Consider the following 14,349-nt stretch of genomic DNA (forward strand, 5'->3'; position numbering starts at 1 on the left):
CCCGGGCGGCGTCGATCGTCTCGGTGAGCTGCTGGGCGACGGACGGCTCGGACGGCCGCGCGTGCCGCATGCCCCACCAGGCGCCGAGCACGGCGAGCAGCAGACCGACCGACACGGTGACGACCGCGGTGACACGTGGGCTCATGCTGGCCAGCCTCGCCGCGGAGGTGGTGCCCGGTCGTCGCCGCCGGGGTGGAACCCGGGGTCCGCCCGTGGTCGTGGACCGGTGCCTGCTCCTACCCTCAGGGGATGACCACGACGCCCTGGCCGCCGCGACGGGTCCGGGTGGTCGGCACCTCCGGCTCCGGCAAGACCACCTACGCCCGGGCGCTGGCCCGCACCCTGGACCTGCCGTACCGGGAGCTGGACGAGGTGTTCTGGGCCGCCGACTGGACCTACCGCGAGGTCGAGGAGGCCCGGGCCGAGCTGCGGGAGTTCGCCGCCGGGCCGGGCTGGGTGGTCGACGGGAACTGGGAGACGGCACGTGGCGGCCTGCTGGAGGACGTCGACGTCCTGGTCTGGCTGGACTATCCGCGCCGCCTGGTGATGTCCCGGGTGATCCGCCGCACGCTGCGCCGCACCCTCACCCGGCAGGAGCTGTGGCACGGCAACCGGGAGGACTGGCGGTTCATGTTCCGCCGTGACCCGGACGAGAACGTCATCCTCTGGGCCTGGCAGAGCCACACGGTGAACCGGGCGCGCTACCGGGACCGGCAGGCGAGCGGTCCGGTGCCGGTGGTCCGGCTGCGCAGTCCTCGTGCGGCGCGGGCCTGGCTGCGGGAGCTGAGCCGAGTATGACGGAGGCCGGCACCCCAGGGGGATGCCGGCCTCCGCTCAGCGTGACTCAGGCGTGGTACTGCGCGTCCGCCCGCTGGGCGGCCAGCGCCCGGGCCACCCCGTCCCGGCTCTCCGCGACCAGGCGGCGCAGCGCGGGCGCGGCGTCCGGGTGCGCGGCCAGCCACGCGTCGGTGGCGCCCAGGACGTCGGCCTCCGGGTCGTCGGCCAGTTCGGTCGGGAACAGGCCGACCACGATGTTCTGCGCCATCTCGTTGGTGCGGTCGGCCCACACCGACTCCAGGGAGTCGAAGTACGGCGTCAGGTACGGCCGCAGCAGGGCCCGGTCGTGCACCCGGCCGAAGCCCGCGATGGTGGCGGCCTGCAGCGCGTTCGGCAGGGTGTCCGCATCCACCACCGCGGCCCAGGCGGCTGCCTTGGCCTCCGCGGTGGGCAGCGCAGCCCGGGCATTCGCGGCCGCACGCTGACCGGTGGCGGTCGGGTCGTCGGCCAGCTGGGCGTCGATCTCCTCCGTACCGGCCCGGCCACCGGCGACCAGGCTGACCAGCAGCTCCCAGCGCAGATCGGTGTCGATGCTCAGGCCGTCCAGCCTGGTGTCGCCGGCCAGCAGCGCGGCGACGGTGTCCAGCTGCTCCGGCGTGCCGGCCCGGCCCGCGAACGCCTTGACCAGCTGGAGCTGGCTGTCCGACCCGGCGGGGGCGTCGGCGGCGAGCGCCCAGAGGGTGTCCGCCGCGGCGCGCTCGGTGGCCGGGCGGTGGTCGGCGGCGACGTACAGGTCCAGCGCGGTGGCCAGCTGGCGGAGCAGCACCAGCACGACGGTGGAGTCGGTCTCGTGCGCCAGATTGCCCAGCACCAGGTCGACGTAGTCGCGGGCCGGGGTCTCGGCGTCCCGGGTGGCGTCCCAGACCGCGGCCCAGACCAGCGTCCGGGGCAGCGACTCGGTGAACGCGTCCAGGTGCGCCAGCGCGGTGGCCAGCGAGCGCTCGTCCAGCCGGATCTTGGCGTAGGCCAGGTCGTCGTCGTTCAGCAGCAGCAGGTCCGGTCGACGCTGACCGACCAGGGCGGGGACCTCGGTGCGCTCGCCGTCGACGTCCAGCTCGGTGCGGCTGGTGCGGACCAGGGTGCCGTCCACCAGGTCGTAGCCGCCGATCACCAGGCGGTGCGGACGCTGCACGGGGTGCGCCGCCGGGACCTCCTGGGTGATCGCCAGCGCGGTGATCGTGCCGGACTCGTCCGACTGGATCTCCGGGCGCAGCAGCGTCACGCCGGACTTCTCCAGCCAGAGACCGGACCAGGCGGACAGGTCGCGGCCGCTGGTGGCCTCCAGCTCGGTGAGCAGGTCGCGCAGCTCGGTGTTCGAGAACTGGTGCTTCTGGAAGTAGGTGCGGACCCCCGCGAAGAACTCCTCCTGACCGACCCAGGCCACCAGCTGCTTCAGGACGCTGGCGCCCTTGGCGTAGGTGATCCCGTCGAAGTTGACCTCGACGTCCTCCAGGTCGCGGATGTCCGCGGCGATCGGGTGCGTGCTCGGCAGCTGGTCCTGCTTGTAGGCCCAGGACTTCTCCAGCGAGGAGAACGTGGTCCAGGCGCTGGTCCACTCGGTGGCCCCCGCGGTCGCCAGGTGCGAGGCGTACTCCGCGAAGGACTCGTTCAGCCAGAGGTCGTCCCACCAGCGCATGGTGACCAGGTCGCCGAACCACATGTGCGCCAGCTCGTGCAGGATCGTCACCGCACGACGCTCGACCGTGGCCTCGGGCACCTTGGACCGGAAGACGTAGTTCTCCAGGAAGGTGACCGCCCCGGCGTTCTCCATCGCCCCGGCGTTGAACTCCGGCACGAACAGCTGGTCGTACTTGGCGAACGGGTACGGGAAGCCGAACAGCTCCTCGTAGAACGCGAAACCGGCCCGGGTGATGTCCAGGATGTTCTCGGTGTCCAGGTGCGCGGCCAGCGACCCGCGGCAGAACACGCCCAGCGGGATCTCGCGGCCGTCGGCCGAGATCAGCTCGCCGTGCTCGTGGTGGTACGGGCCGGCCACGATCGCGGTGATGTAGGACGAGATCCGCGGCGTGGGCTCGAAGTGCCAGGTCGCGGTGCCCTCGTCGGCGCCGCCGTTGCGGTTCACGCCGCCCTCGACGGTGACCGGGTCGCCGGTCTCCGGGGAGTTCGACACCACGACCCAATGGGCGGGCGCGGTCACGGTGAAGGTGAACACCGCCTTGAGGTCGGGCTGCTCGAACACCGCGAACACCCGGCGGGAGTCGGCGACCTCGAACTGGCTGTAGAGGTAGACCTCGTCGTCGACCGGGTCGACGAACCGGTGCAGGCCCTCGCCGGTGTTCATGTAGGCGCAGTCGGCCTCGACCACGACCTCGTTCTCCGCGGCGAGGCCGTCCAGGCGGATGCGCGAGTCGGCGACCACGTCGGCCACGTCCAGCTCCACGCCGTTCAGCACCACGCGGCGCACCGCGGGGGCGATCAGGTCGAGGAAGGTCGCGGCGCCGGGCTCCGGGCTGGTGAACCGGACGACGGTGGTCGAACCGAAGGTCTCCGGGCCGGTGGTCAGATCGAGGGTGACGTCGTAGGACTCGACGTCGACCACGGCGGCGCGGGCGCGGGCCTCGTCGCGGGTCAGGTTCTCAGCGGGCACGCTGTCCTCCTGTCGGTGTTGCGATGCAGCGGGCATCTTCCCACGACGTGACACGGGCCGGGGCCGGGAGTGCATGATGGTCCGCGGCTCACCCACCCGGGTGAGTCCCGTCCGCACGCTCCCGGAGGCGCCCCGTGACCTCGACCCCGACCGCACCCGTCGTCGACTTCTGGTTCGACCCCGCCTGCCCCTGGGCCTGGATGACGTCGCGCTGGATCGACGAGGTGCAGGCCGAGCGCGGCATCGAGGTGCGCTGGCACGTGATGAGCCTGTCCGTGCTGAACGAGGGCCGGGACCTGCCGGAGGACTACCGCGCGCTGATGGACGACTCCTGGGCCGCGGTCCGGGTGATCGTCGCCGCGCAGGAGCTCTACGGCGCCGACCCCAAGCCGCTCTACGACGCCCTCGGCACCCGTCGGCACCCCGGCGGACGGCACGACACCCGGGCGATCATCGCCGAGTCGCTGGCCGAGGCCGGGCTGCCCGACTCGCTGCTGGCCTTCACCGACTCCGAGGAGTACGACCCCCGGCTGCGGGCCTCCACCGCCGAGGCGCTCGCGCTGGTCGGTGACGAGGTCGGCACCCCGGTGGTGGCGATCGACGGCGTCGGCTTCTTCGGCCCCGTCATCACCCCCGCCCCGAAGGGCGAGCAGGCGCTGGCCCTGTTCGACGGGCTGGCCCTGGTCACCCAGGTGCCCGGCTTCTACGAGCTCAAGCGGACCCGTACCCAGGGTCCCGTCTTCGACTGACGAGGGACGATCCGATGGCTGGTGCGCTGGCGGGCCTGTCCCGCGGACTGAAGATCTTCCTGGTCGCCGACCTGGTGCTCGTCGTGGTGCTGGGCGTCACCGCGATCCTGGTGCTCGGGGGGCGCTCCTCCGCCGACGACCGGGCCGACGCCCCGCAGTCGTCCGCGAGCAGCAGTGCGCCGGCCGTCGAGCCGAGCACCTCCGATGACGCGGCGACGTCCGACACCGAGCAGACCTTCGCGTCGCCGACCGGCAACATCGCCTGCGATCTGACCGCCGACGGCGTGACCTGCACGATCGCCAACACCTCGGTGGAGGCGCCCGCGATCGAGGGCTGCACCGGCGCCGGCACCGGCCACGTCATCACCCTGACCGCCGAGGGGGTCGACGTGCCCTGCACCGACCAGGCGCCGGCCGCCGCGGGGGCGGATGTCGACGTGCTGGAGTACGGCAACAGCCGGACGGTGGGCGACTACACCTGCAGCTCGGCGTCCAACGGGATGACCTGCGTGGACGGGGCCGGCGTGGGATTCCGGATCGCGACGGCGGAGCGGGTCGAGCTGCCCTGAGCCCCGGGTGGCCGGTCGGTCCCGGGACGGTGCCCGCCCCGGATCGCCGGAGCGGGCACCGCAGGGATCAGTTGAGCACGAACTTCTGCGCGGCGGCCCCGTTGCAGGTCCAGGTCCGCAGCAGGGTGCCGTTCGCGGTCGCGTTGTCCGGTGCGTCCAGGCAGTAGCCGGACGCGGGGTTGCGCAACGAGCCGTCGGCCTGCGGGACCCAGTGCTGACCGCCGACCCCGTTGCAGTCGTGCAGCTGGATCCCGGCGCCCAGCGCGGTCGAGTTGTCGATCACGTCCAGGCACCGGCCGAGCGTCCGCACGCTCTGGTCGCTCGTGCGGTAGGTCCACTGCTGGTCCAGGGACTCCGCACGGCCACCGGGAGCGCCGGTGAGGACGTTCTGGCAGGTCCAGAGCTGCACCCGTTGGTTCTGGACGTCCAGGTCGTCCCCGGCGACGTCGACGCACTTCGACGCGGCGCCCGACACCGGGTGCAGGATCGGCGTGGTGATCGAGAACTGCTGCGCCGCCGAGGCGTTGCAGGTCCAGATCCGCAACGCCGTCCCGTTGGCGGTGGCCCCGTTCGGCGCGTCCAGGCACAGCCCGGAGGCGGGGTTCTTGATCGTGCCGTCCGCCTGCGGGATCCACTGCTGGCCGGCGACCCCGTTGCAGTCGTAGAGCTCGACCCCGGTGCCCAGGGTGGTCACGTTGCCGTTGACGTCCAGGCAGCGACCGCGCGTGCTCAGCGTCCCCTCCCCGATGATGCTGCCGCTCCAGTGCTGGTCGGCGGCCAGGGTCCGGCAGTCCCACAGCTGGACCACGGCGAGGTTCGCCGCGGTGTCGTCACCCGCGACGTCGACGCACTTGCCGCCGGGTCCGACGATCGTCCGGCCCGGACCGCCGCCGGTGCTGACTCCGTCGTAGTGCTGGGCGACGATGTTCGCCTGCACGGCGTTCTCGGTGGCGTTGCTCGCGTAGCCGGTGGTCATCGCGCCCTCGAAGAAGGACTGGGTGCCGCGGTTGGAGTTGTCGCCGCCGGCGCCGAGCCCGACCGAGCCCTCCAGCTTCATCGGCTTCCAGGTGCTGCCGAACCGGTCGACGCCGTCGGGGAGCGCTCCGTCGTACCAGGTCGACAGGGCGCCGGCCTGGGAGTCGCCGCCCTTGAGCGCGAAGGTGTCGACGCCGTTGTTCTTGAGCACGGCGGTGACGAACTTCGACCGGTTGCCCTGGTTCGGGGTCCAGACGGCGGTCTTGCCCTGGAACACCCCCTCCTCCAGGTCCGCCTGCACCCACGGGCCGTGACCGGTCGCGCCGGTGGCGCCGAGGGTCGAGACGTTCAGGGTGTCCATGTGACCGGCGCCGGTGTCGACCGTGTCCGTCTCGACGTTGCCGAAGTCGGAGCAACAGGCGCTGTTGACGTTGGTCCCGCTGGCGACCTCGTACATCGATTCCGGGCTGGCTCCCCGGGCGGTGCCGGAGGTGATCGTGCTGGAACGTCGGTAGGCGACCCCCGGCGGCAGGTACAGGCCGTAGGCCTTCGCGCCGTTGACGGTGATCGGCAGCGCGGCGGCGTTCGCCGGGCTGTTGGCCGCGCCCTGTTCGCCCGCCGGGGCCGGGGTCAGGTGGTTGTGGCGGGAGGTCTGGTCGTAGAGCACGGGAACGGTGCAGGTGGTCCCGGCGCAGAAGGCGTCCTGGGCGGCGGCGTCGGCCACCCCTCCGGCCGAGATCACGCCGATGTTCAAGGTGGCCCCGTCCGAGGCCCGCTTCACCTGGTAGAGCGGGCCGTTGTAGGCGGCGAAGAGCGCGCGGACCGGGCTGTAGGCCGCGACGCAGGGCGTGTTGCCCGCCGCGTAGATGTCACACGGTCCGTCCGTGGCGGCCTGGGCCGGTGCGGCGGTCGTGGTCAGGAGCGGTACGGCCAGTCCGACGACGAGGGCGACCGTGCTCAGGGCCGCGACCAGGCGTCTGCGTCGCGCCGAGGGTGTCGAGGTACGCATGTGCTGTCCATCCTTTCGAGCGTCATTGCTGCGAGTGCGGGATGTGGGCACGGGCGGCTCCGCCCGGTACCGATGCGGAGTGCTTAATCGTTAAAACGCCCGTGGCGACGAGGGTAGCGGAGAGCGTCGGCTCCCGGAAGTGCTCGCTCGCTCAGACGGGAAGGACCGTCTCGTGCCCGGCATCGGCCGCGCAGCCGCACGACCCGCGGAGCACCAGATCGACCGGCACCGTGGAGCGGTGCCAGCCCTCCTGGCCGGCCATGATCCCGAACAGCCTCGTCGTCGCCCGCCGGGCCAGCTCCTGCGCCGGCACCCGCACGGTGGTCAGGCCCGGGGTGGTCACCCGGGCCAGGCCGAAGTCGTCGAAGCCCACCAGCGAGACCGCCCCGGGGACGTCGATGCCGGTCCGGCGCAGCACGGTGAGCACGCCGTACGCCATGTCGTCGTTGGCGGCCACGACGCCGTCGATCGCGGCCAGGCCGGCACCGAGGGCGCTCGCGGCGGCGACGCCGGACTCCTCGCTGAGGTCGCCCTCGATCACCGCGGCCTCGTCCGCGAGCCCGTGCGCCCGCACGGCGTCGAGGAACCCGTCACGGCGGTCCACGCCGGTCTGGTGGTCGAGCGTCCCGGACAGGTGCAGCAGCCGGGTGCGGCCGTGCACCGTGATCAGGTGCTCGGTGATCGCGCGCGAGGCGGCGCGGTCGTCGATCCCGACGCTCACGGCGGTGGGCAGATAGGGGAAGCTGCCGATCATCACCACCGGCAGCCCGCTGTCGATCAGTCGCTCGACGGTGGGGTCGTCGATCGCCGCGCTGGTGAGGATCGCCCCGTCCGCACTGTGCGAGCGCATCACCCGCTCGTAGGCGGCCAGGCCGTGCTCGTTGTCCGGGTTGGTGGCGACCAGGAGCTGCACGTCGTGCTCGTTCGCCACCGAGGAGGTGCCCTCCAGGACGTGCATGAAGTAGCTATGGCCGAAGACGTGCGTCGCGGTGGTGGGCACGATCAGCGCGATGGCCCCCGCGCGCTGGTTGCGCAGCGCCCGGGCGGCCGAGCTCGGCACGTAGCCCAGCTCGGAGGCGGCGTCCCGGACGGCCCGGCGCGTCTCGGCCCCGATCCGGTGGTTGTCGGCGAGCGCCATCGAGACGGCCGACGGGGTGATGCCCACCCGGTCGGCGATGTCACGGAGGGTGACTCGGCGCACGCGCGCACGCTCCGGCATGCTCCGACTCCTCCCGTTCCCGGGCTAGCCCAGGGGATTCCTACGGTAGCCCATGCTCCTCGGCCTCCCGGGCGATCCCGGTGACCAGTGAGCGGATCACCGGGACGGGCAGTTTGGGCGTGCGGTCCTCGGTCAGCAGCCCGTTCGCCTCCTGCAGGGTGTCGGTCAGCTGGGTGTAGCACGTCCCCGCCAGGGTGCTGCCGGCGCGCAGGGCGTCGTAGAGCGCGGCCAGGCGGTCGCGGAACTGGTCGGCGGTCCCGGCGGTCGAGTACCCCCAGGTGTCCTGGGTCGGCTCGGCTCCCCTCACGACGTACTCGATGCCGCCGAACTCGGTCAGCATCACCGGAGCGCCGGTGTCGAGCGCGTCCGTCAGCACCATCGACCGACCCGCCGGGCCGATGCCCGTCCGCAGCGCGGCGAGCGCCGCCGGATCCCGGTAGCGGGCCCGGATCGCGTCGGCGTCGTCGTCGTAGTCGTGCACCGAGAGGATGTCCGACTCCAGGTGCTCCCACCCGTCGTTCGAGATCACCGGACGGGTGGGGTCGATCGCCCGGGTCAGCTCGGTCATCGCCCGGGCGAACGCGCGCTGGGCCGGATCGTGCGCGACGTCCTGGATGCCCCAGCTCTCGTTCATCGGCACCCAGGTCACGATCGACGGGTGCGAGCGGTCGCGGTCCAGCGCCGCCAGCCACTCCCGGGAGAGCCGCTCCACCGCGGTCGGGGTGAACCGGTACGCCGCCGGGGCCTCGCCCCATAGCAGCAGCCCGAGCCGGTCGGCCCAGTACAGGAAGCGCGGATCCTCGATCTTCTGGTGCACCCGCGCCGAGTCGAAGCCGAGCGAGAGGATCAGCTCGACCTCGGTCCGCAACGCGTCGTGACTCGGGGCCGCCAGGTGGGACTGCGGCCAGTAGCCCTGGCTGAGCACCGAGCGCAGCGTGCGCGGGAGCCCGTTCAGCAGGAACCGGCCGCTGCGCACCGCGGCGGAGCGCAGGCCCAGGTAGCTGGCCACGGCGTCCTGCCCGGCCGGGGTCTCGAGGGTGATCGTGGCGTCCACCAGGGCCGGTGACTCCGGGGACCACAGCAGGGGCTCCCGGTCCTGGCCGTTCTGCAGCCGCGGGACGGTGACCGATCCGCTGTGCCGCTGCGTGCCGACCTCGGCGTCGACCTCGCCGATCCGCTCCGCGCCCGCATGCAGCACGATCCGGCAGCGGGTGCCCGGCCGCGGGGGCCGGTTGAGTCGGAGCTCGTAGTCGACCCGCCCGTCGGTGATCCGTGGGGTGAGGTGCACCTGGTCGACGAACACCTCGGCGGTGGCCTCGAGCCAGACCTGCTGCCAGATCCCGGTGGTGCGGCGGTACCAGATGACGTGGGCGTCCTCCTGCCAGTCCTGCTTGCCACGGGGCTGCTCCACGTCGGCTGCCCGGTCCTCCGCCCGCACGGTGAGCTGCTGCTCGGCACCGGGCAGCAGGGCCTCGGTGACGTCGAAGCCGAAGGGCGTGTGACCGCCCTCGTGCTCGCCGAGCAGCCGGCCGTTCAGCCAGACCGTCGCGCGGTAGTCCACCGCGCCGAAGCGCAGGTGCAGTCGCGGGCGGGCCGGGTCCAGGCCCGCCTCGACGATCGCGGTCCACGGGATGTCCCGCTGGTACCAGACCACGTCGTGCACCCGGTCGTCGCCGACGCCGGAGGCGGGGCTCTCCGGCGGGAACGGGACCTCGATCGTGCGGTCCAGGCGGTGAGCCGGCGCGAACCAGCCCTCGTGCTCGCCCCGTTCGTCGTCGTCGTGCGCGAACCGCCAGGTGCCGCTCAGGTCGGCCCAGTGCTCGCGCAGCAGCTGCGGACGCGGACGGGCGACGTCGAGTGCGCTCGCCCGGGGCGGCCCGGCGGTCATCGCCGCCCCCCGCGGTCGGCGCCCGCCTCGGCGGTGAGGCCGTGGTCGGCACGGGGGAACGCGGCGGTGGCGACCGTCGCCGTCCGGGCCAGGTCGCCGTCGGCCTGCTCCTGCAGCGTGAACAGTCCCATCCGGCGCAGGAACGGCGTCAGGCCCCGGCCGGTCTCGGCGAAGGTCTCCGCGGTGGCGTCGGTCGCGGTCGCCGGATCGAGGACGAATTCCTCGACGTTGCGGCCGCCGGAGGCGTAGGACCAGTCGACGAAGTCCAGCAGCGGCCACCAGGTCAGGCCGCGCACGTCGACGCCCTCGGTCTGCAGCACCCGGACCGTGTCGGTCGCCGCCGCCAGCCAGTCCCGGCGCACGGTCGCCTCGCCCTCGATGCTGGTCTCGGTGACCAGCATCGGCAGCCGGTAGCGCTCCTGCCAGTCGCGGAGCACCGTGGCCAGCCCCTCGCTCCACCGGTTCGCCGTCACCTGGCGGACCGCGCTCTCGGTCCGCTCCAGGACGCGCGGGGTGAGGTCCGGGTAGTAGTTGACGCCCATCAGGTCGATCTCGACAGCGCCGGTCCGCAGCTCGGCCAGGTGCTCCGGGGGCGTGCCGTGCCGGCGCAGCCAGTGCCAGCGCACGTCGTCCTCGCCGACCCGTCCCAGCACCAGGTCGGTCGGCAGCGTCGCGAGCGAGCGCAGCAGGGTGAGCTCGTCGGCCAGCTCCGGATCGGTCGTCTCGTAGAGGGTCGACGCCTCGACGTGCACCACGACCGCCGCCGGATTGGCGCGCCGGATCGCGGTGACCGCGCGCTGCACCCCGCGGGCGATCGCCACCGTGACGGTGCTCCACCCGGACCAGCCGGTCAGCGCCGGCGGCCACACCCCGCGCAGCCCGCAGAACGAGGCGGTGGTCAGCGGCTCGTTCAGCGGGGTGACGTGGTCGACCAGCCCGCGGTACCGCTCGGCGAAGGCCCCGGCGAACTCCGCCAGCGCCGCCGGGAACCCCGGATCGGCGAACGAGCCCGGCAGCCAGGTCGGCGTGCCGTAGTGCACCAGGTCGGCGATCACGGTCAGGCCGTGCTCACGGACGGCCACGTCGATCCGCTCGTCCAGCCGGCTCCAGTCGAAGCGCCCCGGGGCCAGGTGCACGAGCGGCCACTGCACGCCGTACCGCAGGCCGTGCGCACCGAGATCCGCCACCGCGGCGAGATCCGCCCGCCAGTGCCGGTCGTGCCCGGTGAGCTCGTGCTCGTTCAGCTCGCCCATGCCGGTCCCGGGCACCGGGTAGACGCAGGTGTCCTCGATGCCGAGCAGCCAGCGGAGCTGGTCGGGCGGGAAACCGTCGATGTTCGTCGTCACTTGAGTCCTGTCGTTGCGACCCCAGCGACGAAGTACCGCTGGGCGAGGAAGAAGGCGATGGCGATCGGGAGCAGCGAGATCACGGCCCCGGCCATCAGCACCGCGTGGTCGGTCACGTGCTGGCCGCCGAACAGCGCCAGGCCGGCGGGCAGCGTGCGCATCTCCGGCGTGCTGGACACCACCAGCGGCCAGAGCAGGTCGTTCCAGAGCGCGGTGAAGTTGAGCACCGCGACCGTGGCGATCGCCGGCTTGGCCAGCGGCAGGATCACCCGCCAGTAGATGCGGAAGTGCCCGGCCCCGTCGATCCGCGCCGCCTCGTCCAGCTCCCGCGGGATCGAGACGAAGAACTGCCGGAACAGGAAGATGCCGAACGCGCTGGACGCCCGGGGGATGATCAGCCCCTGGTAGGTGTTCAGCCAGTTCAGGTTGAACAGCTCCACGAAGACCGGGATCAGCGTGACCTGGAAGGGCACCATCAGCGTCACCAGCACCAGCCAGAAGGCGATGTTCCGGCCGCGGAAGTCGATCCGGGCCAGCGCGTAGGCGCACATCGAGTCGAACAGCAGCGTCAGCACCGTGGTGACCCCGGCGAAGACCACGGTGTTGAACACCAGCAGCAGGAAGGGCAGCTGCTCCCAGACGCCCTGGTAGCCGTGCAGCGTCCACTCGCTCGGGAACAGGCTCGCGGGGTTGTCGAACAGGTCGCGCTCGGTGCGGAACGAGGTGGAGATCATCCACACGAACGGCACCAGAGCCAGCACCAGCCCGACACCGACGAACACCCAGCGACCGACGGCGCCGAGCGCGGACGAGCGGTCCGCCGGGACCCCGGGGCGCCGGCGGGGCGGGCGGAGCGGAACGGGGGCCGGGGTCGGGGCGGCTCTGCCCAGGGTGTCAGTCGACATCGTTGTACCTGAAGATCCGGAGTTGGAGGGCGGAGATGAGCACGATCACGCCGAACAGCACCCAGGAGATCGCGGCCGCGTAGCCCGTCTGGAAGTTCACGAAGCCCTCGCGGTAGAGCAGCGTGACGAGGGTGTCCGTGGAGAACAGCGGCCCGCCGCCGGTCATCACGTAGACCAGGTCGAACAGCTGGAACGACTGGATGGTCACCATCAACGTGCCGAACAGCATGGTCGGGCGCAGGCCGGGCAGCGTGATGTACCGCAGCAGTTGCCACGACCCGGCACCGTCCAGCCGGGCGGCCTCGTACCGTTCGGCCGGCACGGACTTGAGTCCGGCGATCAGGATGATCATCACGAAGCCGGCGCTCTTCCAGATGTTGACGGCGATGATCGTCGGCAGCGCGAGACTCGTCGATTGCAGGAAGCCGATGGAGCCGAGCCCGAGTCGGGAGGTGATCGCCCCGATGAAGCCGAGCTCCGGATCGAGCAGGAAGCGCCAGACCAGGCCGATCGAGGTCAGCGAGACCACGGTCGGGAAGAAGAAGGCCGAGCGGATGATCCGGGTGCCCCACCCGTCGCGGACCAGGGCCAGGGCCAGCGCCAGCCCGACCAGCACGATGCCGACCACGGAGACGACCGTGAGCTCGACCGTGTGCAGCAGCGCACCCCAGAACTTGTCGTCCTGAGCGAGGGCGGCATAGTTGTCCAGACCCACCCAGGGCTGGTCGACGGCGCCGATCGTCCAGTCGTGCAGGCTGTACCAGAGCGAGACCAGGATCGGCCACAGGACGAAGACGCCCAGGATCAGCGCGCTGGGGGCCAGGAAGAGCAGGGCGGGGGAGAGCCGGAGGTGACGGCGTCGCGTCGACCCGCCCCCGCCCCTTGCCACGGAGATCGGTGCGGTCATCCGGCCGTGCAGCCCGTCAGCTCGTCGATGGTGTCCGAGGCGGCGGCGGTCTGCTCGTCCAGCGATCCGCCGCGGGTGAGCTCGCCGATCAGCGGCACGTAGCCGTCGCTGTCCACCTTGGTCGCCTCGGTCACCTGGGGCAGGTACAGCCGGGAGCCGGCGACCTGGGAGGCGAACACCGACACCGTCTCGTCGGCGGCGAGGTCCGGGTCGTCGGCCAGGTCGGTGCGCAGCGACGGGAACCCGGTGCTGAGCGAGAACTCCTTCTGGGTCGCCTTGCTGGTCCAGTAGGCCAGGAACTCCTGCGCCTCCTGCGGGTGCTCGGTCTTCGCGGAGATCGCCAGCGGCGCCGTCGACCCGAGGGTCACCGGATCGCCGGAGGAGTCCAGCGGCACCGTGGTGATCCCCAGGTCGATCCCGGCCTCGCGGTAGCCGGACGCCGCCCACGGACCGTTGATCTGCATCGCGGCCTTGCCCGCGGAGAACAGCGCGTCCGACTCGGCGCCGGTCTGGCCCACCGGCGAGATCTTGTCGTTCACCACCAGGTCGACCCACGGCTGCAGGCTGTCCTTGCCCTCGGTGGTGTCCAGCACGCTGCACCCGGAGTCGTCGACGATGTCGCCGCCCTCCAGCCACTGCAGCACCGGCCACATCTGGATCGTGTTGTTGTCGGCCAGCGAGAGACCGTAGGTGTCACCCGTGGTGAGCGTCTTGGCCGCTGCCTTCAGCTCGTCGACCGTGGTCGGCGGCTCGACACCGGCCGCGTCGAGCAGCTCCTTGTTGTAGTAGAGGCTGAGCGTCGCGTAGTTGGCCGGGACCGCGTAGATCTGGTCGTCGTAGGTGAACTCGTCCACCAGGGCGGGGGCGAAGTCGTCCACGTTGATCCGGTCGTCGCCGTCGCCGGTCAGGGTCAGCGGGAGCACGGAGTTGGTCGTCACGTACTGGGCCACCACGTTCGGGTCCGAGGAGGGGGTGGCGATGTCGGGGCCCTGGCCGGTCATCCAGGCCGAGGGCAGCTTCTGCTGGATGGTGTCCCAGGGCTCGGCCGACATGGTGACGTGAATCCCGTCCTGCGATGCGTTGAAGTCCTCCACGATCTGCTGGTAGCCCCCGGCGTCACCACCGGTGAACCCGGTCCAGACGGTCAGCTCGACGGGGCCGTCCGCGTCCGCCGAGCTGCTGCTGGAGCAGCCGGTGGCGAGCAGGCCGACGGCGACGGTCATGGCGACGAGCGGCGTGTTGTAGCGCATGAACTCTCCTTTGAGCGGGTCGGGCGGGGCCCGTGCTACATCGTTAAAGCAGGAGAGTAGACGAGGGGGCGGGCGTGGACAAGGGAG

At 71.9% G+C, this 14,349-nt stretch carries 11 protein-coding genes; 3 read left to right on the top strand and 8 right to left on the bottom strand.

Going from position 1 to position 14,349, the window contains the following annotated elements; translation table 11 throughout:
- Window positions 1-249 precede the first annotated feature (249 nt).
- Window positions 250-798, top strand: coding sequence for a toxin (locus OGL89_RS15715; RefSeq protein WP_263121107.1), 549 nt, complete (start codon window positions 250-252; stop codon window positions 796-798).
- 46 nt (window positions 799-844) lie between these two features.
- Here the strand turns inward: OGL89_RS15715 and pepN are convergent, their stop codons facing one another.
- Window positions 845-3,445: an aminopeptidase N gene (gene pepN / locus OGL89_RS15720; RefSeq protein ID WP_263121108.1), complete on the bottom strand. Its 2,601-nt coding sequence runs from the start codon at window positions 3,443-3,445 to the stop codon at window positions 845-847.
- A gap of 134 nt (window positions 3,446-3,579) precedes the next feature.
- Here pepN and OGL89_RS15725 point away from each other — a divergent pair, with 134 nt between their 5' ends.
- Window positions 3,580-4,194 (top strand): DsbA family protein, encoded by a 615-nt coding sequence (locus OGL89_RS15725; RefSeq protein ID WP_263121109.1) that lies wholly within the window; start codon window positions 3,580-3,582, stop codon window positions 4,192-4,194.
- 14 nt (window positions 4,195-4,208) lie between these two features.
- Window positions 4,209-4,763 (top strand): hypothetical protein, encoded by a 555-nt coding sequence (locus OGL89_RS15730; protein ID WP_263121110.1) that lies wholly within the window; start codon window positions 4,209-4,211, stop codon window positions 4,761-4,763.
- A gap of 67 nt (window positions 4,764-4,830) precedes the next feature.
- On the opposite strand, the gene OGL89_RS15735 is transcribed toward OGL89_RS15730, so the two are convergent.
- The 7 genes from OGL89_RS15735 to OGL89_RS15765 all read right to left on the bottom strand — a co-directional run bounded on the left by OGL89_RS15735 (window position 4,831) and on the right by OGL89_RS15765 (window position 14,262).
- Complete coding sequence (locus OGL89_RS15735) at window positions 4,831-6,747, bottom strand: arabinofuranosidase catalytic domain-containing protein (protein WP_263121111.1); 1,917 nt, start codon at window positions 6,745-6,747, stop codon at window positions 4,831-4,833.
- Between the two features lie 151 nt (window positions 6,748-6,898).
- On the bottom strand, window positions 6,899-7,948 hold the full coding sequence (locus OGL89_RS15740) for a LacI family DNA-binding transcriptional regulator (protein ID WP_263121113.1): 1,050 nt from the start codon (window positions 7,946-7,948) through the stop codon (window positions 6,899-6,901).
- Window positions 7,949-8,006: 58 nt separating this feature from the next.
- Window positions 8,007-9,854, bottom strand: coding sequence for a sugar-binding domain-containing protein (locus OGL89_RS15745; protein ID WP_263121114.1), 1,848 nt, complete (start codon window positions 9,852-9,854; stop codon window positions 8,007-8,009).
- Window positions 9,851-11,200 carry a family 1 glycosylhydrolase gene (locus tag OGL89_RS15750; protein ID WP_263121115.1) on the bottom strand — a complete coding sequence of 450 codons (1,350 nt, stop codon included), beginning with the start codon at window positions 11,198-11,200 and terminating at the stop codon, window positions 9,851-9,853. Before OGL89_RS15750 ends, OGL89_RS15745 begins: the two co-directional genes overlap by 4 nt.
- Window positions 11,197-12,105, bottom strand: coding sequence for a carbohydrate ABC transporter permease (locus OGL89_RS15755; protein WP_263121116.1), 909 nt, complete (start codon window positions 12,103-12,105; stop codon window positions 11,197-11,199). The genes OGL89_RS15750 and OGL89_RS15755 overlap by 4 nt, the downstream gene beginning before the upstream one ends.
- Window positions 12,095-13,012, bottom strand: a complete 918-nt coding sequence (locus OGL89_RS15760; protein WP_263121117.1) for a sugar ABC transporter permease — start codon at window positions 13,010-13,012, stop codon at window positions 12,095-12,097. Before OGL89_RS15760 ends, OGL89_RS15755 begins: the two co-directional genes overlap by 11 nt.
- Window positions 13,009-14,262, bottom strand: a complete 1,254-nt coding sequence (locus tag OGL89_RS15765; RefSeq protein WP_263121118.1) for an ABC transporter substrate-binding protein — start codon at window positions 14,260-14,262, stop codon at window positions 13,009-13,011. The genes OGL89_RS15760 and OGL89_RS15765 overlap by 4 nt, the downstream gene beginning before the upstream one ends.
- Window positions 14,263-14,349: the final 87 nt, after the last annotated feature.

The sequence above is a fragment of the Cellulomonas sp. RIT-PI-Y genome (assembly GCF_025642745.1).
Taxonomy (GTDB): domain Bacteria; phylum Actinomycetota; class Actinomycetes; order Actinomycetales; family Cellulomonadaceae; genus Cellulomonas.

What these genes read in the sequence shown, in the direction of transcription:
- OGL89_RS15715 (WP_263121107.1), top strand. Translation starts at nt 250, where the DNA reads ATGACCACGACGCCCTGGCCGCCGCGACGGGTCCGGGTGGTCGGCACC.
- OGL89_RS15730 (WP_263121110.1), top strand. Translation starts at nt 4,209, where the DNA reads ATGGCTGGTGCGCTGGCGGGCCTGTCCCGCGGACTGAAGATCTTCCTG.
- OGL89_RS15735 (WP_263121111.1), bottom strand. Translation starts at nt 6,747, where the DNA reads ATGCGTACCTCGACACCCTCGGCGCGACGCAGACGCCTGGTCGCGGCC.
- OGL89_RS15745 (WP_263121114.1), bottom strand. Translation starts at nt 9,854, where the DNA reads ATGACCGCCGGGCCGCCCCGGGCGAGCGCACTCGACGTCGCCCGTCCG.
- OGL89_RS15755 (WP_263121116.1), bottom strand. Translation starts at nt 12,105, where the DNA reads ATGTCGACTGACACCCTGGGCAGAGCCGCCCCGACCCCGGCCCCCGTT.
- OGL89_RS15760 (WP_263121117.1), bottom strand. Translation starts at nt 13,012, where the DNA reads ATGACCGCACCGATCTCCGTGGCAAGGGGCGGGGGCGGGTCGACGCGA.
- OGL89_RS15765 (WP_263121118.1), bottom strand. Translation starts at nt 14,262, where the DNA reads ATGCGCTACAACACGCCGCTCGTCGCCATGACCGTCGCCGTCGGCCTG.